This window comes from Allobosea sp. 05T422_2, assembly GCF_056396265.1.
This window is the reverse complement of record NZ_JBFTLD010000029.1, coordinates 1-22,968: the sequence shown is the minus strand read 5'-3', so window position 1 is coordinate 22,968 and position 22,968 is coordinate 1. Positions and strand designations below refer to the sequence as shown.

The following is a 22,968-nucleotide window of genomic DNA, read 5'->3' as shown; positions in this document are numbered from 1 at the left end:
GCCGCCGGAGATAGGCGACATGCTGCTGGAGCGCTTGTCGGAAGCGGATGGCGCGCCGCGTCGCCCCCGGTGCCGACGCCGATCCTTGGCGCACAAATTCCACTCTGCGATGGTGCTGGAATCGCGGACAAGACTGTCGCGTTCATCGGAAGTTCGCGACAGGACATAGATCTGGTCATGACAACGGCAAGCCGTCCGGACTTAAGCGACATCCATCAGGGCGATTGGGTCGACCGCCGGCTGCCGGCCGCATGGCGGCCCTATACGCGGCTGGCGCGGCTCGATCGCCCCGTGGGCATATGGCTCACGTTGTTCCCCTGTTGGGCCGCCTTGATCCAGGCCTCCCATGGCGTTCCCGACCTCGGGCTCCTGGCCATCTTCTTGCTCGGTGCGTTGCTGATGCGAAGCGCCGGCTCCACCATCAACGATATCGCCGATCGGAACTTTGACGGCCATGTCGAGCGAACCCGCTTCAGGCCGTTGGCAAGCGGGCAGATCGGCACGCGACAAGCCTTCGTCTTTCTGGGCGTCCAGCTCGCGCTGGCGGCTGCGCTGCTGCTTGGCCTTGCCCCATACACAGCTCTGGTCGCGCTCTGCGTACTCCCGCTCGTGTTCATCTACCCGCTTTGCAAGCGTTTCACCCATTGGCCGCAAGCCGTCCTGGGCGCGGCCTTCAATTGGGGCATGCTCATGGCATGGGCCGAGGTCGCGGGACAAATCCCGCCCGGCGCGGTGCTGATGTGGGCCGGGGCCATCGCCTGGCAGATCGGCTACGATACCGTCTATGCCTATGTCGACGTAAAGGACKATAGCCGCCTCGGGCTGAAATCGACGGCGATCCTGTTCGGGCGGCACGGCAAGGCGTGGGTTGGGCTGTTCTATGCGCTGACGCTTGCAGCCTGGTCGCTTGGTGGCTGGCTGCTGGGCATGTCGCTGCCCTACGCCATCGGCATGCTGCTGATCGCCGCGCATCTGGCCTGGCAGACCTGGCGGATCGACCTTKCCCGCCCCGACGTGAATTTCGGGCTGTTCCTGGCGAACATCCTGACCGGGGCGCTGCTGGCCGCTACCGCCCTGCTGGGAACGATGTGAGGCCCGGCGCGGTCGGTCGCGAAACTCGCTCGCTAAGGCCCGCGGTTCCCGACTGACATGCATCCTCATGCCCCTCGATCTCCGCCCTCGCCAGCAGCTGCCCCCCTTAAGCCGACGTTCGACCCGCTTAATTTGCTCCTGCCGGCGGTGAGCTCAATGCAATAGGACTGCGCTTAGAAACGTCTCGAGCTCTGGCGTGCGAGGCCGGGCGAGTGTCGCGGCCGCGGGACCTTCCTCCCAGATCAGGCCCTGGTGCATGAACGCCACGCGGTTGGCGACCTTGCAGGCAAAGCCGATGTCGTGGGTCACCAGCATGATGGTCATGCCGTCGCGCACCATCTCCTCCAGCAGTTTCGGCACCTCGCCGACCAGCTCCGGATCGTCGAACAGGATGAGTTGCGGCAACATCGCCAGCGAACGCGCGATGGCCAGACATTGCTGCTGACCGCCGGAGAGCTGATCGGGATAGGGATCGATCTTCTCGGCCAGTCCCACCTTTCGCAGCACGGTTTCGGCCAGGCGCCGTGCCTCGGCCAGCGGCACCCCCTTCACCACATTGGGCGCTAGCGTGATGTTCTCCTCGGCGCTGAGATGCGGGAAGAGATTGAAGCTCTGGAACACGATGCCGACATGCAGGCGCAGCTTGCGCAGATCCGTGCCGGGATCGTTGACCACGGTGCCGTTGAAGGAGATGGTGCCGCCCTGGATAGGCTCCAGCCCGTTCACGCAGCGCAGCAAGGTGCTCTTGCCCGAGCCCGAGCGGCCGATGACGGCGATGATCTCCCCCTTCGCGACGGTGAGCGACACGCCATTCAAGACCGTGTGCTGGCCGTAGCGCTTGACCACGTCATTCAGATCAAGGAGCGACATGCAGCCTCCGCTCGAGCCGCCGGCTCCATTGCGTCATGTCGAAGCAATGCGCGAAGTCAATGATGGTGATCATGACATAGATGGCGATGAGCCGGAAGGTGGTACAGGCGCCGACTCCAGCGTCACCAAACACCCCGTCCCGGTCTCCACGAAACCGGCGGCGCGCGCGGCGGCGTCGCTGCTGGCCTGGAGGCCAGGGCGATGACATCCCCAACCCCAGACCATCGGCGACGCCTCTCTATTTCTTGAGAGCCGGGCAGGCGCCGTCTGCGAGCGAGCGGAAGGCCTGGTCTCCGGGGATGGTCGCGACGAGGTTGTAGAAGTCCCAGTCGCCCTTCGACTCCTCCGGCTTCTTCACCTGGAAGACGTAGAAGTCATGGACCATGCGTCCGTCCTCGCGCAGCTTCGCGTTGCGCACGACATCGTCCTCGATCGGGATCTCGCGCATCTTGGCGATGACCGTCTTGGCATCGTCCGATTTCGCGGCTGCGACCGCCTTGAGATAATGCCGGACCGCCGAATAGATTCCGGCATGGATGGCCGAGGGAACGGTGCCGTTCTTCGCCTTGAAGCGCTCGGAGAAGGCGCGCGTCCGATCATCCAGGTTCCAGTAGAAGCCTTCCGTCAGCACGGTGCCCTGCGCGCCCTGGAGGCCGACGCTCTTCACATCCATCACGGTCATGAAGAAGGCGACCAGCTTCTGGGCGCCCTGGCCGACGCCAAAGTCCCGCGCCGTCTTGATCCCGGCGATCGTGTCGCCACCGGCATTGGCCAGCGCGATGATGTCGGCGCCCGAGCCTTGCGCGGTCAGGAGCTGCGACGATAATTCGGTTGCGGGAAAGGCATGCCGGACCGAGCCGAGATAGTTCCCGCCCTTGGCCGTCACCAGGGTCTTGGTATCGGCTTCGAGCTGGTGTCCCAGCGCATAATTCGCCGTCACCAGATACCATTTCGAGCCGGGCTTCGTCAGCGCATTCGCGACCCCGGAGACCTGGACATAGGTGTCCCACATCCATTGCACGATATGATCGGGCTGGCAGGCGTCACCGGTCAGCCGCGCCGTGCCGCCCGGAAACAGGCCGACCCGGTTCTTCTCCTTCAGCAGCGGCGGCAAGGCGAGCTGGAGCGAGGCGTTCGACATGTCGGCGAGGACATCGACCTTCTGCTGGTCGATCCATTCGCGCGCGATCACGGAGGCGACATCGGCCTTGTTCTGATGATCGGCCGAGACGGTTTCGATCGTCATGCCGGCGCATTCGGCCGCAAGGCAATCATCGATCGCCATCCTTGTCGCCAGCACCGATCCCTTGCCGGTGATGTCGGAATAGACGCCGGACATGTCGGTGAGGACGCCGATCTTGACGACTCCGTCGGAGATCTCCGCCTTGGCCGCGAGACCCGGCCACCCGAGCGCCAGCGCGACCGTCGCTGCTACGAACTTGATCCGCATTCCAAATCCTCCCAATCCGTCGACCGTCAGGCGGGTCGATCGTTCCCGTGCCAATGAGCCAGCGGCAATCCGGCAACAGGTGACCGGAATGTCGGAATGCGCGTGCCCMTCAGGCTGCCGATATAGGCGGTGCGCAGATCGGGACCGCCAAAGGTGATGCTGGCGAACCAGGGGGCGATGCYGCCGCCACAGGCGAGCATCAGCTCGGGCGTCGCCTCGTCGCGGGCGAAGGCCGCCATCAGCGCCCTGCCCGCCGCGCTGCCGCGATCATCGTCGAGCAGGATGCGCAGGTCGCCGTCGGGCGTGATCGCAAAAATGCGGTCGGTCATGACATGGGTGCCCCAGAGATTGCCGTGGGCGTCGAAGGCGATGCCGTCGATGAAGGCGCCATGATCGCTGGGGCCGAATGTCTCTCGCTGCGAAAGGCTGCCATCCCCGCCGACACGCAGCCGCGTCACGCGGCGGCCGCAGGTCTCGACGACATAGAGCCACTCCTCGGCGGCATCGAGCCTGATCTCGTTGGTGAAATGGAAGCCGTCGGCGACGACGCGCAGGCGCCCGCCATCATAGAGCGCGACATAGCCGTCCCGGATCGCGGGGCTCATCGCCTTCATCCAGTTCTTCGTCCGGGTCGAGATCGTCAACCAGATCCGGTCCCGGCTGTCGCGCAGCACGAAATTGACCTTGCCGATCGGCTCGCCGCCGATGTTGTCGATCAGGACGCGCGTCTGCCCGTCCCGGGTCATGATCTCGAGCCGGTCGGTCCCGAAATTCGAGATCAGGATGTCGCCATTGCGGGCAAAGGCCAGCCCGTTCGGCAAGGTGCCGGCGACGAAGCGGTCCTCGTCGTTTCCGGCCTCGGCAAAGCCGCGGCTCGCCTGCTGCACGATCAGCCGCTGGTGCCCGTTCGGGACGATGCGCACGACACCGCCGCGCGCATCGGCTGACCAGAGCGTGCCGTCGCGCTCGGCCAGGATGCATTCCGGGCGCTGCAGGCACTCGCCGACATAGCTGATCGCCGCTGGATCGACCGTGAAGCCGTCGATCGGATTGGATGTCCCCGCCATGGCGCGCCTCAGAAGTTCACCTGGTCGCCGCCCTTCAGCCCGAGCGTGGCGCGTGCTTCCGCCGGCGTCGCGATCTCCATTCCGAGTTCCTCGACAATGCGCCGGATCTTGGCGACCTGCTCGGCATTGCTGCGGGCGAGCTGCCCGCGGCCGATGAACAGGCTGTCCTCGAGGCCGACGCGGACATTGCCGCCMATCATCGCGGCCTGCGTGCAGAACGGCATCTGGTGGCGGCCCGCGGCCAGCACGGACCACTGATAGTCCTTGCCGAACAGCTTGTCGGCCGTACGCTTCATGAACATCAGATTGTCCATGTCGGCGCCGATGCCGCCGAGAATCCCGAAGATCAGCTGCAGGAAGACCGGAGGCTTGAACCAGCCCTGATCGAGGCAATGGGCGAGGTTGTAGAGATGGCCCACATCGTAGCATTCATGCTCGAACTTGGTGCCGTGCCCCTCGCCGAGCAGCTTATAGATCCGCTCGATATCGGCGAAGGTGTTGCGGAAGATGAAATCCTTCGTGCCGGAGAGATAGGGCTCTTCCCAGCCATGTTTCCAGTTGCTGTAGCGCTTGGCGAGCGGATGCAGCGCAAAGTTCATCGAGCCCATGTTGAGCGAGCACATCTCGGGCGCGGCCTGCAGCGGCGCGGCAAGACGCTCCTCGACGGTCATGTTGAGACCGCCGCCCGTGGTGATGTTGATCACCGCATCGGTCGCCTGCTTGATCCGCGGCAGGAACTCCATGAACACGGCCGGATTGGGCGTCGGCCGCCCATCCCTGGGATCGCGCGCATGCAGATGCAGGATGGCGGCGCCGGCCTCCGCCGCCTCGATCGCCTGCTGGGCGATCTCGCCCGGCGTGATCGGCAGGTGCTCGGACATGGTCGGCGTATGAATGCCGCCCGTGACCGCACAGGTKATGATGACCTTGCCCATATGCCCCTCCCCGGGATCGGCCGTTGTGTTTCGACCTATGCCTGCGATGTCATGCGTTCAGAATGGCGACAGCCCGGGTCCAGCCGGCCGAGCCGCCCTTCACCTTCACCGGCAGGCAGGAGATGGTGAATCCCGTCGGCGGCAKCGCTTCCAGATTGTGCAGCTTCTCGATCTGGCAGTAGCCCGCCTCCCGGCCGGCCTTGTGGCCTTCCCAGATCAGCGAGGCGTCGCCGGTCTCGGCGAAGCGGCGCGCGGTATGGCTGAACGGAGCATCCCAGCTCCAGCCATCGGTGCCGACGACGCGGATGCCCTGCCGGACGAGATGCAGCGTGGCCGCTCGCCCAAAACCGCAGCCGGAATGGATATAGTCGGCCTCGCCATAGCGCTGGCCGGCGCGGGTGTTGGCGACGACGATCTCGAAGGGCTGCAGGCGATGGCCGATGCGCCGGAGTTCGGCGTCGATTTCGTCCGGCGTCACGACATGCCCGTCCGGCATATCGCGAAAATCGAGCTTCACGCCCGGCCTGATGAACCAGTCGAGCGGCAATTCATCGATCGTCGCGGCCCGCACGCCGCCATCCATCGTCGGATGATAATGCCAGGGGGCATCGACATGGGTGCCGTTATGGGTCGAGATATTGACCTGCTCAACCGCCCAGCCCTGGCCGTCCGGAAGCTGTTCGGGGCGCAGACCCGGAAAGGCAGCGGCGATTTCCGTCGCCGTCTCACCGTGATGGCGGTAGTCGATCCTGACCTTCTGGAAGGGCGGATCGGCCGGTACGTCGTTTTCTAGGGGAATGGACAGATCGATCAGGTTCATCGCCGCCAGCCGCATGCCGGGCTTGCCGGCGTCGGGAATGGGATAGGATATCTTGGACGATCGTACAAGATCATCGACGAGGAGTGCTGATGGAGCGGGCGGCATGACCGGACCGGGCGAGGCAAAACGTTCGCGGAAGGCCGAGGCGGCGCAAGATCGGCGGCTCGCGATCCTCAGCGCGGCCGAGGCCCTGTTCGCCGAACGTGGCTATTCCGGCGTTTCGGTCCGCGACATCGCGGGCGCGGCCAAGGTGCCGCTTGCCCTTGTCGGCTATCACTTTGGGCGCAAGGAGGACCTGTTCTCCGCGGTCTTCGCGCATCGCAGCGGCTACGTCACCGAGCGCATCGACAGGATTGCCGCGGTCGATATCTCCGGCGCCAATCCCCATGCGGTCGAGGATCTGGTCCGGGCCTGGGCTGAGCCGGTCATTCGCCTGCGGGAAGCCGGCGCAGACGCATTCTCGTTGCTGGTCGCCCGCACCGCCTGGGATCCAGGGCCGGAGGCGAGCGCGATCATCGAGCGCGTCTATGACCGTCTGGCGCATAGCCTGATCGATGCGATGATGCAGGCCCTGCCCGGCCGCTCACGCGAGACAATGGTCTGGGGCTATGAATATGCGCTCGGAGCGCTCCTGATGCATGTCGCCGACCGCCGGGTCGAACGGCTCTCCGAAGGCCGTGCGCAATCGGGCKACCCGCGCATGTGCGATTTCTTCGTCCACATGATCGCGGCCCTGTTCCGCGCGCTTCCTGTTGCGAGTGACGAAGCCGCGTTGCGCGAGGGTGAGGCGCCATCGGGACTGAGAGCGTGACTGGTCGCGTGCGACGCAAGATCCATCGGAGCGAGCTTGAACCTCAGCAGGATCCGATGCCGGAACCCATGGGAGTCGCCATGCCGAACCAGACCAAGCTCCAGGACCGAATGTTGCGCCTTCGCGAGGCTTTAGAGGCGTCCTGGGACGGACGAACCTCGTACAAGGCGGCTGTGAAGCCCGGCAATCCCGCCCTTGGTCAGTGTTACCCAACCTCACGGGTCGTGCAGCACTATTACCCGCAAACGGAAATCATCAAGGGAATGGTGTGGACGGGCGAAAGTGACGAAACCCATTTCTGGAACGGCCTGCCGGTCGGCGAGGATTGGTATCACATTGACCTCAGCTGGCAGCAATTCCCGCCGGGATCGATGATCAGGGAGTTCGCGGTGCTCGACCGCGAGAACCTTGGAGACACGGAAGCAACGCTCCAACGCTGCGCGCTGTTGCTGAGCCGGGTCGAAGACTATCTTAAAACATCAGCCCGCTGACCGGCGCATGGCGCAGACGCAAGGGGGAATGTCCGGGCGAGCCAGTCGGACGCGTCGTGAGCAGCCGAGATCAGATGGATTCCTGATCCCTCTACTTTTGGACGGAAACTGCCTCCCTTGCTACGCAAGGGTCGGACCGGATGCGAGATCCGGTCCGGTGAACTGGTTGCCGGATGGTCTTCTACTGCTTGAAGCCGATCAGCACGCCATCTGCGCCGAGCGAAAGCTGAAGCCCTTGCCGGCGCGTCGCCAATCGCAGGGTCACGCCCTTGTCGTTGCGCAGATAGACATTGCCGCCGCCCTGCCTGCCAACCGCCCAGCCTTCCTTCAGCTGGACATAAGCGCCGGCGAAATCAGACACTTTGCGCAGCCCGTAGACCGTCCCGGTTGCGACCGTGCGCGATGCGCCGATGGAGCCGATGCCAAGGCCGCCGACCGAGATCGGATAGGAGCGGCCCTGAAAGCGCAAGGTGCCGCCGCCCGCCTCGCCCGAGGCGATGAAACCGGCGGAAACCTGCTCGATGCGAACAGTGCCGGTCGAAGGCCCGAGCGGCGGCGACTGCGCCAAGGCGGGTGATGCCAGCATCAGAAGGGCCGCGAAAGAAACGGCTGTCTGCCTCATCGTCGTCATCGTCTACTCCTCGCGCTCGCTTGGTGGCGCAGAGGTTTAACGCGCGAAGGGCGATTTCGATCCCGATGCAGCGATAAGTTGTGTCGGAGCCCCCTAGCGATCGCCCCGTCCCCTTTGACAGCGGCGGGGAGCGGCCCCCACCCTTGCTGGCTCAGGGGGCTGTCGACCCCGGCGATTCGGTGAGGCGCAATGACCGACGACAATCCCGCCCGGCATTGGCGGACCAAGCTCGTGCACCCCAGGGTGGCCGCATCGCAGGATTTTCGCGCCCTCGTCCCCGCCATTCATCGCGGCTCGACCGTGCTGTTCGAGCGCGTCGCCGAGGCTCGCGACGACTGGCGCGGCGAAGGCTACTCCTACGGCCTCTACGGCACGCCGACGACGCGCGAACTCGCGCTGCGCATCGCCGACCTCGAAGGCGCGCGCGCGAGCTTCGTCGTGCCGGGCGGCCAGGCGGCGATCGCGCTGATCTATCTCGCCTTCTGCCGTGCGGGCGATCACGCCCTCCTGCCCGAGACCGCCTATGGGCCCAACCGCGAACTCGCCGATGAGCTGCTGGCCGGGCTCGGCATCACGGTCGAGACCTATGATCCGCTGATCGGCTCCGGCATCGCTGCGCTGATCCGGCGAAACACGCGGCTGATCTGGTGCGAGAGCCCCGGCACGATCACCATGGAGGTGCAGGACGTGCCGGCCATCGTCGCCACAGCGCATGCGGCGGGCGTACCTGTGGCGCTCGACAACACCTATGCGGCGGGCGTGTTGTTCGATGCCTTCGCGCATGGGGTCGATGTCAGCATGCAGGCGCTGACCAAATATGTCGGCGGCCATAGCGACATCCTGCTCGGCACCGTCTCGGTCGGGACGGCGGAGGCGCAGGAGCGGATCGGCGCGACACACCGCCTGCTCGGCATGGCGGTATCACCGGACGATTGCGCGCTTGCCCTGCGCGGTCTGGAGACGCTGGCCGTTCGCCTCGACCGCCTGGAGAGGACGACGCTGGAGATCGCCCACTGGCTCAAGGCGCGCCCCGAGGTCGCGCTCGTGCTCCACCCGGCCCTGCCGGACTGTCCGGGGCACGAGATCTGGCGGCGCGATTTCACCGGCTCGGCGAGCGTGTTCTCGGTGGTGTTCGAGCCGGGCTGGGATACGCAGCGCGTCACAGATGTCGTCGAGGCGCTGCGCCTGTTCCGCTGGGCTTCAGCTGGGGCGGCACGCATAGCCTGGCGATGGCCTACCCGCCGCTACCGCGGACCCAGCGCGGCTATGATGGCCGGATCGTCCGGCTGAATGTCGGCCTGGAGGAGCCCGCCGACCTCATCGCCGACTTGGAGCAGGCCCTGAAGCAGGTCGCGTAGCGTGACGTGAATTTGCCTTACCTGGACGCGCACGGCCATCGACACGCCCTCCTTGCACGTCATCTCTGGCGATAAAGCCATGGCGATCGCCCCCTGGCGATCACCCCCCTTGGCGATTACTTGCCAGACGAAGCACTGTTTCGCATGCGATCGGCTGAAGAAGGAGAAGAGCAATGACTGGCGCAACTGAACGGGCCGTGCTGGCTGGTGGCTGCTTTTGGGGGATGCAGGATCTGATCCGGCGTCGCCCCGGCGTCATTTCCACCCGGGTCGGCTATTCCGGCGGCGACGTGCCGAATGCGACCTATCGCAATCATGGCACCCACGCCGAGGCGATCGAGATCGTCTTCGACCCGGAGAAGACGAGTTTCAGGGATATGCTCGAATTCTTCTTCCAGATTCACGACCCGACCACGAAGAACCGGCAGGGCAACGATATGGGCCTGAGCTATCGCTCGATGATCCTCTACGGGTCCGAAGAGCAAAGGAAAGTGGCGGAGGAGACGATCGCCGATGTCGATGCCTCGGGCCTGTGGCCGGGAAAAGTCGTCACCGAACTGGTGCCGGTCTCCGACTTCTGGGAGGCCGAGCCGGAACACCAGGATTATCTCGAGCGCCAGCCCGGGGGGTACACCTGCCATTTCGCCCGCCCGGACTGGAAGCTGCCGCGCCGCAGCCACGCCGCCTGACGATCGCAGGCGGGGCATGGAGAAGGGCTCGGCGCGACGAGCCCTTCGGCGGGTTGGCGGATCGGTTCCAGAGCCTGGCGCTGCCTGAGCCCGTGTCGATGACCATGCCGGGGCCGAGTGCAGGACCAGGCCGTCGGCTTTGGCCGGCCGCAGAGACGCCTTCGCGCCCAGCCTGATCACGATCCCTCTCCTCGACAGCACGGGAATGGCGTTCGCTTGGGGCCCATTCCCGGCGTCCTGGCCCTGGTCGGGACGATAGCGACGGTCCGCACGCGCCCCGGCGCAGACCCGCCCCAATGACAGCCACGCGCCGATGCCTTGGTCGTGAACGCACGCGCCGGGTCCTAGCGCGAGCCGACGATCACCCTTGCAGTCGACATCAGGCGCAGTTTGCCGTCCCGGATGGACTGGCGCGCCAGGTCGAGGACTTCGCTGCGGATCCGCTCCGCCGTCTCAGCATCGGCCTTGGCGAGCCCGGCAACGACCGGGGCGGCGATGTCGTTCATGAACTGCCAGTATTGCTCCGGCGTCTCGTGAACCATCTCGGCCGACACCTCCTCTTCGGTGATGTCGTGCAAGCCCGCTGCGGCAAAGGCGGAACGCATCAGGCCCTCCGGCGCGCAGCGAAACAGGCCTGGCGAACCCGGTGGCGGTGGCGGCATCTCAACATGACGCGCAATCGTGCCCATGATGGTCGTTGCCCAGGGATTCTTCTCCGGGGCGCTCCACACGGCGGCGCAAATGCGAGCGTTCGGCTTAGCCACGCGTGCGAACTCGCGCGCCGCTGCATCGATGTCGGGGAAGAACATGAAGCCAAAGCGGCAGAGTACGGCGTCGAAGCTCGCATCGTCGAAGGGCAACGCACCGGCATCGCACGGTCTGGTGTCGAAATTCCGCAGGCCGCGACGCGCAGCGTTCTCTGCCGCTACCGCCAGCATGGCTTGCGAGAGGTCGGTCACGGTCACGCGCCCCCGCGGGACCAGCGCCGCCGCCGAGAGCCCCGGCTCGCCGGTGCCGGCAGCCACATCCAGGACATGGGAATCGTCATGGAGATCGGCCTGTCTGATCATCGCCGCACCGAAGGGAGCAAGCCAACTCAGGACCAGGCGATCCCATGTCTTCCAGCCGGCGGAAAAACGATCCCAGGTGTCGCGCTGCTGGTCGCGGATCTGATCGAGGTTCGTGGACATGCACGTTTTCCTTCCGTGATGTACTTCCGACCCGAAAACTGAGACTAGCATGGACCGACTGCGGCAGGATTCAACCCGTTTCGCCGTGCAACAGTGCTCGCGGGGGCGAGACGTTGACCTCAGCCCCTCAGGCTGCCTGCTCTGCCATACCCGTTCGAAGGTTCAGCACGGCGGCCACAAGCTGATCCAGATCCTCCAGCCTCGTCCTGTGATTGCAGATCGCCACGCGCAGGCAGTGCCGCCCCCGGAGCGTCGTGTCGGACAGGGCAGCAATGCCGGTCTCCTGGAGGCGAAGCATGATCTCGACATTGATCTGCTTGACGCGCTCCTCGTCACGGCCCTCCGGAGCGACACGAAAGCAGACGATATTGATCTCCGGCTGGGCAACCAGCTCCAGGGCCGGCTGCGACCGGATCAGCTCGGCGAGATAGGCGGCCTGCGCGATGTTCTGGTCGATCAGGCGGCCGAATTTCGCAACGCCGTGCTCCATCAGCGCCATCCAGACCTTGAGGGCGCTGAAACCGCGCGTCGTCTGCAGCCCATATTCGTATAGCCAGTCCCCAGACGCGATGCCCCGCGTAGTGGTCTGCAGATATTCCGGGGAGACGGCAAAGCTGTTCCTGTGGCTTGCCCGGTCACGGATCAGAGCGCAGCCGACCTCGAACGGAGCGTGGAGCCATTTGTGCGGATCGAGCGCCACGGAATCGGCGCGCTCGATACCCCTCACCCGCCAGGCGTTCTTCGGTGCGATCGTCAGCAGGGCGCCAATGCAGCCGTCGACATGGAACMAGATGTTTTCATCGGCCGCGATGTCGGCGAGCGCCGCCAGATCGTCGACAGCACCGGAATTGACGGTGCCGGCCGTGCCGATGATGCAGGCGGGATGAAAGCCCTCGGCGCGGTCCTGCGCGATCGCGGCCTGCAGCGCATCCAGGTCGATCCGGCAGCTGGGGCCGGTCGGAATCCGGCGCAAGGCCTTGTTGCCGAGCCCGAGTGCCTCGACGGTCTTGCGGTGGCAGGAATGGACCTGATCGGATGCATAATAGCGCAAGGGCAGATCCAGCGCGGCGACCCCGTGCTCGCGCAGATCGATCCCCGCCGCCGTGTTGCGCGCGACGGTCAGCCCGATCAGGTTCGCCACCGAGCCGCCGCTGACAAGAGTGCCGCTGGCCGAAGACGGCAGGCCGACCATATCGCGCAGCCAGCCGACGACCTGCTGGTCGAGCCGGGCAGCAGCATGGCTCCCGCCGCCCAGGTTCGAGCCCTGAACGGCGGCGATGAAGTCGCCGAGCGCACCGGAGAAATTGCCCGCCCCCATGAACCACGACCAGAAGCGGGGATGGATATTGCCCATCGGATAGGCCAGCACGCTGTCGCGCACCAGGCCGTAGACCTGCTCGATCGGCCTGGGCTGATCGGGCACGGGGGCGCGGAACAGCGCCTCGACCTCGCCCGGCATCGGCCGCCAGACCGGCCGTTCGCGCAGATCCCTGAGATGGCGGACCGCGTCGTCGACGACGCGATGCGCCAGCGCGGCAACCGCGTCCCATTCCTGCGGATCGAGCGTTTCCTCCCCGCCATATCCGTCGGGATCCGTCTGCATCAATGGTCCCACACGCGCGTCCATGACTGTCTCCTCCGCGCTATTCGGCAGCGATCTGGAAACCGGGCGTCGATTGCGACAATGCCAGTTCGTCCGCGTCCATCCCGGGTTCGATCGCGTCGAACATCGGGGTCGAGAGGTAGCGCTCGCCGGTGTCGGGCAGCATGCACAGGATGACGGAGCCCGCCGGCGCCGTAGCAGCGACCTCCCGGGCGACGCCAAAACTCGCTCCCCCCGAGATGCCGGTGAAGATCCCTTCCTTTTGCGCCAGCAGCCGGGCCCACTCGATCGCCTTCGGTCCGGCAATCGGAACCACGTCGTCATAGTAATGCTCGTCGATCGCCTCCTGCAGCACATCGGGGATGAAATCCGGCGTCCAGCCCTGGATCGGATGCGGCTCGAAGGCGGGATGGCTAGCCGATGGCGCGCCTCCCGCACCACGCTGCTGGCTCTGGCCGCTGCCGATCAGCCGCGCATTCGCCGGCTCGCTCAGGACGATCTTCGTCTCCGGACGTTCCCGCCTGAGCACGCGCGACACGCCGACCACCGTACCGCCGGTACCGTAGCCGGTGACGAAATAGTCGAGGCGTGAGCCGGCGAAATCGCCGACGATCTCGCGGCCTGTGGTGGCCTCGTGGATGGCGGCATTGGCCTTGGTCTCGAACTGCCGGGCAAGGAACCAGCCATTCTTCTCGGCCAGTTCGACGGCCTTCAGATACATGCCGAACCCCTTTTGCGCCCGCGGCGTCAGCACGACCTTCGCGCCGAGCATCCGCATCAGCAGCCGACGTTCGACCGAAAAACTATCCGCCATGGTGACGACGAGCGGATAGCCCTTCTGCGCACAGACCATGGCGAGCCCGATGCCGGTATTGCCGCTGGTCGCCTCGACGACCGTCTGCCCGGGCCGCAAGGCGCCGCTGCGCTCGGCCTCCTCGATGATGGCCACCGCCAGCCTGTCCTTGACCGAGGCGGCCGGATTGAAGAATTCGGCCTTCACATAGATCGTGGCGTGATCGACGCCGAGATTGTTGATGCGGATGGCCGGGGTGTCGCCAATCGTGTCGAGCACGGTTTCGAACAGGCGGCCCCGACCTTGCGTCGTCCTCGAAATGTCCATCGAAGGCATGGTTTCCCTCCTTCATGACTGACTTCCGGCGGTGGCCATCCCAGCCGCCGCAGCTTCCGGCTGTGCGGATAGTCAGGGGATGCTAGGATGGCGGTGGGGTACTCCGCGTGGGAGCCACCGTTGGAGTGCGCATGGAATCGCAGGGTTCCGATGCCGATTTTTCAAGGCCCGAGCTCGAGCTCCGGCTCCTCGGTCCGCTGAAGCTCCTGCGCGCCGGTGCGGCCGAGACGCTTCCGCCCTCGCGCAAGGTGCGGGCGCTGCTTGCCTATCTCGCGCTGGCTTCGCGTCCGGTTCCCCGCGAGCGCCTCTGCAGCCTGTTATGGCAGGTCCCCGACGATCCGCGCGGCGAGCTGAGATGGTGCCTCAGCAAGCTGCGAGCGCTGGTCGACGACCCCGCTCATCGTCGCGTCTTAGCCTGCGATGACGGCATCGCGCTCGATCTCGCGGGCTGCGATGTCGATGTCCTGCGCCTGCTTGCGGCTGCCGAAGCCGGCTTCGGGCGGCTTGGCGACACGGAGCTGCAGTCGCTCACTGCCGCGGCGGAGCAAGAATTCCTGGAAGGCACCGAGCTCGCCCAGAGCATCGAGTTCGAACACTGGGTGGCGAGCCGCCGGAGCGAGTTCCGCTCGTTCGAAATCGCATTGGTGGCCGAGACGGCGCGCAGGACAGCGAGGGGAACGCCAGCAGGCTGGGCCGCGGCCCGCAGATGGATCGAGCTTTCGCCGTTCGATATCGGCGCGCACGCCCGGTTCCTGGCCGAACTCTACGATCGGCGCCTGATCGACGACTGCACCCGGCACCTCGAGAGGACCGCCAGGAGTTTCGCGGCCGACGGCATCGATTTTGCCCCCATCGCGGCCGCCTGGAGGGAGTTGAGGACKACGCCCGCGTCCGTCGCCGCCGAGGCCGCCGGCCATGAGACGACAGAGCCTTCGGCGCAGCACCGGATTTCCGTTGCGATCATGCCGCTCCAGGAAGTGAGCGCGAACGGCATCGGCCCCAGCGATCTCGGCAACGCCCTGACACATGACGTGATCAGCCGCCTGGCGCGCCTGCGTGGGCTCTTCGTCATCGCGCGCGGCTCGGTCTTCGCGATTGCGCCGGAGCAGCTGGGATATCGCGAGATCGGCGAGCGGCTGGGCGTCCGCTATGTCGTCACCGGGCTGCTGGAGCGGCACGAGCGCGCCACCACCGCCGTCATCGAAGTCGTCGAGGCGGCGAGTGCGCATATCGTCTGGACGGACCGGTTCGAGGCCTCTTCGCTCGATCGKCTCGCCGTGCTCGACGAGATCGGCAACGGCATCGTTTCGGCGATCGCTTCCGAAATCGAGACCGCGGAGCGCAATCGCGCGATCCTGAGACCTCCGGAGTCGCTCGACGCGTGGGAAGCCTATCATCGCGGGCTCTGGCACATGTACCGCTTCACCGCCGCGGAAAATGAGCAGGCCGCGGCGTTCTTCCGCCGCTCGGCGCAGCTCGATCCGACCTTTTCGCGCGCCCAGGCCGGCCTGTCCTTCACGCATTGGCAAAGGGCCTTCCAGCGCTGGGGCGAACGGAATGACGAAGTCCGACGGGCCATCGAAACCRCCGAACAGAGCCTGTTGATCGACGAGCAGAATCCCGCCGCCCATTGGTCGATGGGACGAGCCATGTGGCTCGCCGGCGATCAAGCCGAAGCCATCGGCGCGCTGGAACGGTCCGTGGCGCTCAGCCCGAATTTCGCGCTCGGGCATTACGCTCTCGCCTTCGTCCACTGCCAGGCGGGGGATCCCGAAACCGCGATCGCGGCGTCCGACCACTCCCGTCTGCTGAGCCCGCATGATCCCTTGCTGTTTGGCATTCTGGGCACGCGTGCGATGGCGCTGGTCAGGCTGGGCGCCTTCGCGGAGGCGGCGCATTGGGGCGTGAAGGCGGCCGCGCGCCCCAATGCGCATGTGCACATCCTGGCCATCGCCGCGCATTGCCTCGCGMTTGCCGGCCGTATCGAGGAGGCGCGCACCCACGTCGCACGCATCCATGCCCTCAACCCGGGTTACCGGCTCGACGATTTCCTGACTACGTTCAGGTTCGAAGCGGATACCCAGATGCGCTACCGCAAGGCTGCGGCAGCCATCGGCCTGGCCCCGTGAAAGCGCGAGGTGCAGACAGTCGCGCTCAGCCCCAAAATCCAGAAATGCCGTCCCAGAGCAATTTCAGCGCCGTCACGACCAGCAGCGCGTAGCAGGCGCGATAGATCTGGCGCTGGTCGAGCGCGCCGTGCAGCCGCCAGCCCAGCCCGACGCCCATGGGAATGGCGAGCAGGCAAAGCGCCATCAAGGTCCAGACATGGGCGCTCGGCTTCACCAGCAGCAGCCACGGCACCAGCTTGGTCGCGTTGCCGACCGTGAAGAACAGGCTCGTGGTGCCCGCATAGATCTCCTTGCCGAGGCCGAGCGGCAGCAGATACATCGCCAGCGGCGGTCCGCCGGAATGGGCGACCATGGTCGTGACACCCGAGGCGAGACCGGCCGTGATCGCCTTCGGCGTCGAACGCGGCCGGGTCGTCACCTCAGCGCCTCCGACAAGCCAGAGGCCGACGAAGATCAGGGTGATCACCCCCATCGCGAGCGTGACGGTCCGGTGGTCAAGAGAGCGGAACAGCAGAAAGCCCGCCCCGATGCCGATCACGAGCCCCGGCAGGAGCAGCACGAGATCCGGCTTCGACCAGGTCGAGGGCTTGAAGTAGCGCAGCGCATAGAGRTCCATCGCGATGAACAGGGGCGCGAGCAGCCCGCCGGCGGTGACCGGGTCCATCACGAGGGACAACAGCGGAATGCCGATGATGGCGAAGCCGCCGCCAAAAGCTCCCCGCATGAAGCCAATCAGGAAGACGCCGGCAAAGGCGACCAGGATTGTGGCCCAGGTCAGGTCCATGTGGCGGCCTCCATGGAGGACGCGTGCCGGCCTCCGCCTGCGCAAGGGCCCATCGCGGCCGAGGAGGCCATCATCCCCTCCTCGCTCCACCGGAAGGGCTGACGAGGCCGCGGACCGCGTCTTCGATCTCGCTCCGCGCCAGGCCGATATCCCGCAATGCCGCGTCATCACATTCGCGAAGCCATGCAATCGCGTCGCGGCGGACGAAATAGCCCGCGATCCAGCGGTAAGAGGCGCCGAGCAGCCGGAACGGTGCGCCGGGCGTCCCTGCGACCGCATGCCGGGCGAAGGTTGCAGGAATGGGCGTCACGGAAGGTGAGATTGAAGGAATTGCAGACATGTCCTGTCTCCCAATGCTCGATCCGGGCAAGGCGACACCACAGCCGCAAGCGCTCGCCGAGCGGGCCACCTGCTGCTTTGAGTCCCGAAGACGTCGCGGCTCCCGGTTCAATCATGTTGATGCGGACAAAATGATCCGACATAATGCTCCGAGCAATCGAAACATTGACCTCGGTGCAATAATGTCGAAATCCGATTATCTGAAGCTCGCCGACGCGATCGCCGCGGAGATCGCCGACGGCACGCTCAAGCCGGGCGACCGCCTGCCGCCGCAGCGCAGCTTCGCCTATGACCGCGCGATCGCCGTCTCGACGGCGAGCCGCGTCTATGCCGAGCTGTTGCGCCGCGGCCTCGTCGTCGGCGAAGTCGGCAGGGGCACCTTCATCTCAGGCGATGCCAGGCGTGGCGTGGCGGCGCCAGGCGAGCCGCATGGCAGCCGGATCGACCTCGAGTTCAATTACCCGATCCTTCCCGACCAGACCGCGCTGATCGCCAAGAGCCTGGGCGGCCTGGACAATCCTGCCGCGCTGGATGCCGCGTTGCGACAGGCGACCAGCATCKGGACGCCGGCGGTGAGAGGCGTCGCAGCCACGTATCTGTCGCAGGGCGCATGGTCCGCCTCGCCCGAACAGCTCGTGTTCACCGGCAATGGCCGCCAGAGCCTTGCCGCAGCGCTCGCTGCGGTCGTTCCAGCGGGCGGCCGCTGCGGCGTGGAGGCCTTGACCTACCCCTTCATCAAGAGCATCGCCGCCCGGCTCGGGATTTCGCTGGTGCCGCTGGCGATGGACGAAGACGGCCTGCGGCCCGACGCGGTGCAAACGGCGCATCGCGAGGCCCAGCTCTCGGCCATCTATGTTCAGCCGGCGGTCCAGAATCCGCTGGGCATGACGATGAATGCGGCGCGCAGAGCCGATCTCCTGCGCGTTGTCGAGGAACTCGCGCTTCCGGTCATCGAGGACAATGTCTACGGCTTCCTCGACGATCAGCCACCGCTTGCCGCGTTGGCGCCCGCGTCCTGCATCGTCATCGACAGCCTCTCCAAGAAGGTCGCGCCCGGCCTGACGCTTGGCTTCATCGCGTCGCCCCCGCGCCTGCGGGAAAGCGTGGCGGCCTCGGTGCGCGCGGGCGGCTGGACCGCCTCGGGATTTGCGTTTGCGGCGGCGCAGCGGATGCTGGGCGACGGCACCGTTGCCGCGCTTGCGAGACTGAAGCGCCTCGACGCGCGGGCGCGCCAGAGATTGGCGGCCGACCGTCTCTCCGGCTTCGACATCCGGACCAACGGAAAATGCTATCATCTCTGGCTGACCTTGCCGGCGCATTGGCGCTCGCAGGCCTTCGTCGCGGCGGCAGCCAGGCGCGACATCGCGTTGACGCCGTCCTCGACCTTCGCCGTCAGCCCCGGCCATGCGCCCAACGCCGTCAGGCTGGCGCTGGCCTCCCCGACGATGGATCAGCTCGATACCGGCCTGCGCACACTGGCCGCGATGCTGAATGGCGGGGAGGACGACTTCGACTCGACGGAATGAGCGACGCGCGGCCGCTCATGCGCACTCTGTGTCCAGGGACCGGCAGGCAGGCCCGGCCAAGCCCCCCTCTCCGTCAGATCTMGGCGCCTCACATCCTGCAGCCGTTATAGAAGACCTCGGCGCATTGCCGGGCGCGAAGTGCGATCTCGTCGCGATGCGGTGCGGCGCGCTGCCCCATCATCGCGGTGCGCTGCGGCTCCATGATCATCATGCCGCGCAGCATGCCCGACGCGATATGGACATCGTCGATGCGAAGCGTGCCCTTGTCCTTCTGCTGCGTCAGCCAGGCCTCGATGACGCCGTTCACCGGCACGATCGCCAGTTGGTAAAAAGCGCGCGCGACCTCGGGGAAGCGCCCGCACTCGCCGATGACGAGCCGGTTGATGGCGATCGTCTCGGCGCTCAGCGTCAGCACGCCGAAGGCGAACAGGATGCGTTCCAGCGCCTCGCGCGGGTCGAGTTCCTCGCCGACCTCGTCGTCCAGATCGAGCAGGAAGCGGCTGATGCGAAGGCGGATCGTCGCCTCGAAGAGCCMGGCCTTGGTCGGCACGAGCTTGTAGAGCGTCTTGGTCGAGACGCCGGCCCGGTCCGCCACCGCCTTGATATTCGTGCCGGCATAGCCGTTCGACTGGAACTCACGGTCCGCAGCCTCGACGATCAGGCGCATCGTCTCCTCGTCGGGCCGGGTCTGTGGCCGTCCGCGGCAGCGCTTCACCGTTTCGTGAATTTGTACCATGACGGTTTTCCAAATTATCGTTGACACAGGAAAGGTAGCGACTATTTTAGAAAACATCAAGTTTCCATATTGCAGGAACGGCTGATCGCCCAGCCCTGCAGGAGTTGAAGCGATGAGCACCCATCAGGACCGGATTTCCGCCGAACGCGCCATCCCCGCCAACGAGGCAGTGCCGGGGATCGTCGCGGAGAAGCTGGCCGAAGCGGCAGCCTCCCCCGCAGCACCCGTTCAGCCGAAGCGMAGGCTGCGCCAGGCGGCGCTTGCTGGCGTCGCGCTGGCCGCTCTGCTTGGCGCCGGTTCCTGGGGCCATGATTACTGGACGACCGGCCGTTTCGAGGTCTCGACCGACGACGCCTATGTCAAGGCGGACAGCACCACGATCGCCCCCAAGATCTCGGGCTATATCGGAGCGGTGCTGGTGCGCGACAACGAGCCGGTGAAGGCCGGCCAGGTCCTCGCCCGGATCGACGACCGCGACCTCCGCGTCGCGCTGGACCAGGCCAAGGCCGAGGTCGCGGCTGCCCACGCCGCCGTCGCCAGCAAGCAGGCCCAGCTCGACGCCCAGCAATCGCTGATCGACACYGCCCGGGCGACCGTCGAGGTCGACAAGGCCAACCAGACCTTCGCCGAGCAGGACAATGACCGCTACACGAACCTGGCCAGGACCGGCTACGGCTCCGTGCAGAACGCGCAGGCCGCCGTTGCCAAGATCGCGGCTGCCCGCGCCGCAACCGACCGCGACACGGCAGCGCTCGCCGCAGCGCAGAAGCAGGTAGACCTGATCAAGGCCGATCTCGCCCAGGCACGGGCGACCGTCGCGCGTGACGAGGCCGTGCAGCGCCAGGCCGAACTCAACCTGTCCTATGCCGAGATCACCGCCCCGGTCGACGGCGTCGTCGGCAACCGCACGCTGCGCATCGGCCAGTACGTGCAGGCCGGCACGCAGCTCATGGCGGTCGTGCCGCTCGCCGGCACCTATATCGTCGCGAACTTCAAGGAGACGCAGCTCACCGGGGTGAAGCCCGGCCAGGCGGTCGAGGTCGAGGTCGACATGTTCCCGGGCGTCAAGGTCGAGGGCCATGTCGACAGCATCGCGCCGGCCAGCGGCCAGGAATTCGCCTTGCTGCCCCCGGACAACGCGACCGGCAACTTCACCAAGGTCGTCCAGCGCGTTCCGGTTAAGATCGTGCTCGACGCCGGCCATGGCCTGGCGGGCGATCTGCGCCCGGGCATGTCGGTCGTGCCGACGATCAACACCAAGGTCTCGAACGCCGATGTCGTGGCGGACGCGCGCTAGCCGATCCTGAGCATGTCGCAAGGCCGCGCCCCGGTCTTGAGGAGCATGCTTCCGGCACGCGCGCCTGGCTTGCAAGGAGCTGGGTCATGCCGAACCAAACGCCGACTGCCGCCGTCCTCCCGCAGGCTCTTCCCGCGCAGGACAAGGCCAGCCTCTCCACCTGGATCGCGATCATCGCCGGCGCGATCGGCGCCTTCATGGCGATCCTCAACATCCAGATCACCAATGCCTCGCTGCTCGACATCGAGGGCGGCATCGGGACCGGCGTCGACAACGGCGCCTGGATCTCGACCTCCTACCTGATCGGCGAGATCATCGTCATCCCGCTGACGAGCTTTCTCAGCCGGGTGTTCTCGTTCAAGCGCTACATGATCTGGAGCACGGTCGCCTTCGCGCTGTTCTCCATGGCCTGCGCCTTCGCCACCACACTTGGCCAGATGATCGCGCTGCGCGGCCTGCAGGGATTTGCCGGCGGCGTCCTGATCCCCATGGCCTTCACCATGGTGGTGACGCGCCTGCCGAAGTCGCAGCAGCCGATGGGCCTGGCGATGTTCGCGCTGGCCGTGACCTTCGCGCCCGCCATCGGCCCGACCATCGGCGGCTACCTGACCGAGAATTACGGCTGGCAGACCATCTTCTTCATCAACACCATCCCGAGCATCGCGATGGTGATCGCCCTCGCCTTCACGCTGGAAAACCAGCCCATGCAGCTCGGGCTATTGCGCGAAGGCGACTGGGCGGGCATCGCCACGATGGCGATCGGCCTGTCGGCGCTGCAGACCCTGCTCGAGGAAGGCAACAAGGAGGACTGGTTCCAGTCGAGTTTCATCATCCGCCTCACCGCGATCGCGGTCGTGTTCCTGGCGGCCTTCATCTGGATCGAGCTCCGGGTGAAGAAGCCCCTCGTCGACCTCTCCTTGCTGAAGAACCGCAATTTCACCGTCGGCACGATCGCCAATGTCCTCGTCGGCTTCGGCCTGTTCGGCTCGGTCTATGTGCTGCCGCAATATCTCGGCCAGGTGCAGGGCTATAATGCCGAGCAGATCGGCAAGGTGCTGGCCTGGACCGGCCTGCCGCAGCTCCTGCTGATCCCGCTCGTCCCGATGCTGATGAAGCGTTTCGACGTGCGCTACATCACCTTCGTCGGCATCTCGCTGTTTGCGGCCTCCTGCTTCATGAACATCCACATGTCGCTCGACTATTCCGGCGACCAGCTGTTCTGGCCCAATGTCGTGCGCGCCGTCGGCCAGTCCATGGTGATCACGCCGCTGACGGCGATCGCGATGATGAGCATCCAGCCGAAGGACGCCGCCAATGCGTCGGGCTTGTTCAACATGCTGCGCAATCTCGGTGGCGCGGTCGGCACCGCGGTGCTCGGCACGATCATCACCAAGCGCGAGCAGTTCCACTCCAACATCATCGGCCAGGCGGTCACGCCCTTCCGCGAGGAGGTCCGCACCCGCCTCGACCAGATGACGAACTACTTCATGGCGCATGGCATCTCCGACCATGCGGCGGCGCAGCAGCAGGCGGTCATCGCGCTCGGCAAGACGGTCAAGCGCCAGGCCCTGGTGCTCGGCTTCAGCGACACCTTCGCCGTCATCGGCATCATCCTGGTCCTCGCCGCGATCGTGGTCCTGTTCGCCAGGAAGGGCCAAGGCGGCGGTGCAGCGGCCGCGCATTGAAACGCCCTGCCCCGAAGCAGTGGATGCCGACGCCCATCTCCCTCTCGTCCTCGGCGCGTGTGAAGCTCGGGCTCGGCCGCCTCGCTCAGCTGCGCAGCGCCATGCCCTGGCTGTCGAAGACGTGGCAGATCGACGGGTCGATGCGCAGCGGCACATTCTCGCCGTGCCGGACGCGCAATTGCCCGGCGGCCGAGATCGTCAGATTCTCGCCTCCCGCCGTGGTGGCGTAAAGCACGGTCCCGCCGCCGAGATGCTCGACGAGCTGGACCTTGACCTCTCCGAGCACTTCGCCCGCCTCGCCGCCGACCGCGATATGCTCGGGGCGGACGCCGAAGG

Annotated in this window: 22 protein-coding genes; 9 read left to right on the top strand and 13 right to left on the bottom strand. The window is 66.1% G+C overall.

Going from position 1 to position 22,968, the window contains the following annotated elements:
* Window positions 1-177: 177 nt before the first annotated feature.
* Complete coding sequence (gene ubiA, locus AC1DJT_RS08060) at window positions 178-1,092, top strand: 4-hydroxybenzoate octaprenyltransferase (protein WP_476833870.1); 915 nt, start codon at window positions 178-180, stop codon at window positions 1,090-1,092.
* Between the two features lie 153 nt (window positions 1,093-1,245).
* Here the strand turns inward: ubiA and AC1DJT_RS08055 are convergent, their stop codons facing one another.
* The 5 genes from AC1DJT_RS08055 to AC1DJT_RS08035 form a co-directional block, all read right to left on the bottom strand.
* Window positions 1,246-1,962 (bottom strand): amino acid ABC transporter ATP-binding protein, encoded by a 717-nt coding sequence (locus AC1DJT_RS08055; protein ID WP_476769153.1) that lies wholly within the window; start codon window positions 1,960-1,962, stop codon window positions 1,246-1,248.
* Between the two features lie 238 nt (window positions 1,963-2,200).
* Complete coding sequence (locus AC1DJT_RS08050) at window positions 2,201-3,412, bottom strand: ABC transporter substrate-binding protein (protein WP_476769152.1); 1,212 nt, start codon at window positions 3,410-3,412, stop codon at window positions 2,201-2,203.
* A 26-nt stretch (window positions 3,413-3,438) separates the two neighbouring features.
* Window positions 3,439-4,479, bottom strand: a complete 1,041-nt coding sequence (locus tag AC1DJT_RS08045; RefSeq protein WP_476833869.1) for an SMP-30/gluconolactonase/LRE family protein — start codon at window positions 4,477-4,479, stop codon at window positions 3,439-3,441.
* A gap of 8 nt (window positions 4,480-4,487) precedes the next feature.
* Window positions 4,488-5,414: a 3,5-dioxohexanoate:acetyl-CoA acetone transferase gene (gene kce, locus AC1DJT_RS08040; protein WP_476833868.1), complete on the bottom strand. Its 927-nt coding sequence runs from the start codon at window positions 5,412-5,414 to the stop codon at window positions 4,488-4,490.
* Between the two features lie 49 nt (window positions 5,415-5,463).
* Complete coding sequence (locus tag AC1DJT_RS08035) at window positions 5,464-6,249, bottom strand: cyclase family protein (protein ID WP_476833876.1); 786 nt, start codon at window positions 6,247-6,249, stop codon at window positions 5,464-5,466.
* Between the two features lie 88 nt (window positions 6,250-6,337).
* On the opposite strand from AC1DJT_RS08035, the gene AC1DJT_RS08030 reads away from it, so the two are divergent.
* Window positions 6,338-7,045, top strand: a complete 708-nt coding sequence (locus AC1DJT_RS08030; protein ID WP_476833867.1) for a TetR family transcriptional regulator — start codon at window positions 6,338-6,340, stop codon at window positions 7,043-7,045.
* An 80-nt stretch (window positions 7,046-7,125) separates the two neighbouring features.
* A complete protein-coding gene (locus tag AC1DJT_RS08025; protein WP_441506738.1) occupies window positions 7,126-7,536 on the top strand; it encodes a YunG family protein in 411 nt (136 codons plus the stop codon).
* A 181-nt stretch (window positions 7,537-7,717) separates the two neighbouring features.
* On the opposite strand, the gene AC1DJT_RS08020 is transcribed toward AC1DJT_RS08025, so the two are convergent.
* Window positions 7,718-8,167 (bottom strand): hypothetical protein, encoded by a 450-nt coding sequence (locus AC1DJT_RS08020; protein WP_441491170.1) that lies wholly within the window; start codon window positions 8,165-8,167, stop codon window positions 7,718-7,720.
* Window positions 8,168-8,356: 189 nt separating this feature from the next.
* On the opposite strand from AC1DJT_RS08020, the gene AC1DJT_RS08015 reads away from it, so the two are divergent.
* Both AC1DJT_RS08015 and msrA read left to right on the top strand, forming a co-directional pair.
* A complete protein-coding gene (locus AC1DJT_RS08015) occupies window positions 8,357-9,457 on the top strand; it encodes a PLP-dependent transferase (protein WP_476769148.1) in 1,101 nt (366 codons plus the stop codon).
* Between the two features lie 241 nt (window positions 9,458-9,698).
* Window positions 9,699-10,214 carry a peptide-methionine (S)-S-oxide reductase MsrA gene (gene msrA / locus AC1DJT_RS08010; RefSeq protein ID WP_476769147.1) on the top strand — a complete coding sequence of 172 codons (516 nt, stop codon included), beginning with the start codon at window positions 9,699-9,701 and terminating at the stop codon, window positions 10,212-10,214.
* A gap of 344 nt (window positions 10,215-10,558) precedes the next feature.
* On the opposite strand, the gene AC1DJT_RS08005 is transcribed toward msrA, so the two are convergent.
* From AC1DJT_RS08005 to AC1DJT_RS07995, 3 genes are all read right to left on the bottom strand, one after another.
* Complete coding sequence (locus AC1DJT_RS08005; protein WP_476769146.1) at window positions 10,559-11,404, bottom strand: class I SAM-dependent methyltransferase; 846 nt, start codon at window positions 11,402-11,404, stop codon at window positions 10,559-10,561.
* Window positions 11,405-11,531: 127 nt separating this feature from the next.
* Window positions 11,532-13,031 (bottom strand): pyridoxal phosphate-dependent decarboxylase family protein, encoded by a 1,500-nt coding sequence (locus AC1DJT_RS08000; protein ID WP_476833866.1) that lies wholly within the window; start codon window positions 13,029-13,031, stop codon window positions 11,532-11,534.
* Window positions 13,032-13,047: 16 nt separating this feature from the next.
* Window positions 13,048-14,136, bottom strand: coding sequence for a PLP-dependent cysteine synthase family protein (locus tag AC1DJT_RS07995; protein WP_476769144.1), 1,089 nt, complete (start codon window positions 14,134-14,136; stop codon window positions 13,048-13,050).
* Window positions 14,137-14,267: 131 nt separating this feature from the next.
* On the opposite strand from AC1DJT_RS07995, the gene AC1DJT_RS07990 reads away from it, so the two are divergent.
* On the top strand, window positions 14,268-16,265 hold the full coding sequence (locus AC1DJT_RS07990) for a transcriptional regulator (RefSeq protein WP_476833865.1): 1,998 nt from the start codon (window positions 14,268-14,270) through the stop codon (window positions 16,263-16,265).
* Between the two features lie 25 nt (window positions 16,266-16,290).
* On the opposite strand, the gene AC1DJT_RS07985 is transcribed toward AC1DJT_RS07990, so the two are convergent.
* Window positions 16,291-17,049 (bottom strand): sulfite exporter TauE/SafE family protein, encoded by a 759-nt coding sequence (locus AC1DJT_RS07985; RefSeq protein WP_476769142.1) that lies wholly within the window; start codon window positions 17,047-17,049, stop codon window positions 16,291-16,293.
* Window positions 17,050-17,119: 70 nt separating this feature from the next.
* A complete protein-coding gene (locus tag AC1DJT_RS07980) occupies window positions 17,120-17,389 on the bottom strand; it encodes a YjiS-like domain-containing protein (protein WP_476832439.1) in 270 nt (89 codons plus the stop codon).
* Window positions 17,390-17,570: 181 nt separating this feature from the next.
* On the opposite strand from AC1DJT_RS07980, the gene AC1DJT_RS07975 reads away from it, so the two are divergent.
* On the top strand, window positions 17,571-18,914 hold the full coding sequence (locus AC1DJT_RS07975) for an aminotransferase-like domain-containing protein (RefSeq protein ID WP_476833864.1): 1,344 nt from the start codon (window positions 17,571-17,573) through the stop codon (window positions 18,912-18,914).
* Between the two features lie 88 nt (window positions 18,915-19,002).
* Here AC1DJT_RS07975 and AC1DJT_RS07970 read toward each other — a convergent pair whose 3' ends face one another.
* Entirely contained in the window at window positions 19,003-19,650 is a 648-nt protein-coding gene (locus AC1DJT_RS07970; RefSeq protein ID WP_476833863.1) for a TetR/AcrR family transcriptional regulator, read from the bottom strand.
* 112 nt (window positions 19,651-19,762) lie between these two features.
* Between AC1DJT_RS07970 and AC1DJT_RS07965 the strand changes: the two genes are divergently transcribed.
* On the top strand, window positions 19,763-20,947 hold the full coding sequence (locus tag AC1DJT_RS07965; RefSeq protein WP_476768870.1) for an HlyD family secretion protein: 1,185 nt from the start codon (window positions 19,763-19,765) through the stop codon (window positions 20,945-20,947).
* 86 nt (window positions 20,948-21,033) lie between these two features.
* A complete protein-coding gene (locus tag AC1DJT_RS07960) occupies window positions 21,034-22,632 on the top strand; it encodes an MDR family MFS transporter (RefSeq protein ID WP_476768869.1) in 1,599 nt (532 codons plus the stop codon).
* Window positions 22,633-22,717: 85 nt separating this feature from the next.
* On the opposite strand, the gene AC1DJT_RS07955 is transcribed toward AC1DJT_RS07960, so the two are convergent.
* Window positions 22,718-22,968: TOBE domain-containing protein (locus tag AC1DJT_RS07955; protein ID WP_476833862.1), on the bottom strand; the 251-nt coding region annotated here is incomplete at its 5' end.

Bases quoted from the DNA above. Each gene is read 5' to 3' on its own strand.
- AC1DJT_RS08025 (WP_441506738.1), top strand. From the start codon at position 7,126: ATGCCGAACCAGACCAAGCTCCAGGACCGAATGTTGCGCCTTCGCGAG.
- AC1DJT_RS08015 (WP_476769148.1), top strand. From the start codon at position 8,357: ATGACCGACGACAATCCCGCCCGGCATTGGCGGACCAAGCTCGTGCAC.
- AC1DJT_RS07995 (WP_476769144.1), bottom strand. From the start codon at position 14,136: ATGCCTTCGATGGACATTTCGAGGACGACGCAAGGTCGGGGCCGCCTG.
- AC1DJT_RS07960 (WP_476768869.1), top strand. From the start codon at position 21,034: ATGCCGAACCAAACGCCGACTGCCGCCGTCCTCCCGCAGGCTCTTCCC.
- AC1DJT_RS07980 (WP_476832439.1), bottom strand. From the start codon at position 17,389: ATGTCTGCAATTCCTTCAATCTCACCTTCCGTGACGCCCATTCCTGCA.
- AC1DJT_RS08005 (WP_476769146.1), bottom strand. From the start codon at position 11,404: ATGTCCACGAACCTCGATCAGATCCGCGACCAGCAGCGCGACACCTGG.
- AC1DJT_RS08055 (WP_476769153.1), bottom strand. From the start codon at position 1,962: ATGTCGCTCCTTGATCTGAATGACGTGGTCAAGCGCTACGGCCAGCAC.
- msrA (WP_476769147.1), top strand. From the start codon at position 9,699: ATGACTGGCGCAACTGAACGGGCCGTGCTGGCTGGTGGCTGCTTTTGG.
- AC1DJT_RS08050 (WP_476769152.1), bottom strand. From the start codon at position 3,412: ATGCGGATCAAGTTCGTAGCAGCGACGGTCGCGCTGGCGCTCGGGTGG.
- AC1DJT_RS08020 (WP_441491170.1), bottom strand. From the start codon at position 8,167: ATGACGACGATGAGGCAGACAGCCGTTTCTTTCGCGGCCCTTCTGATG.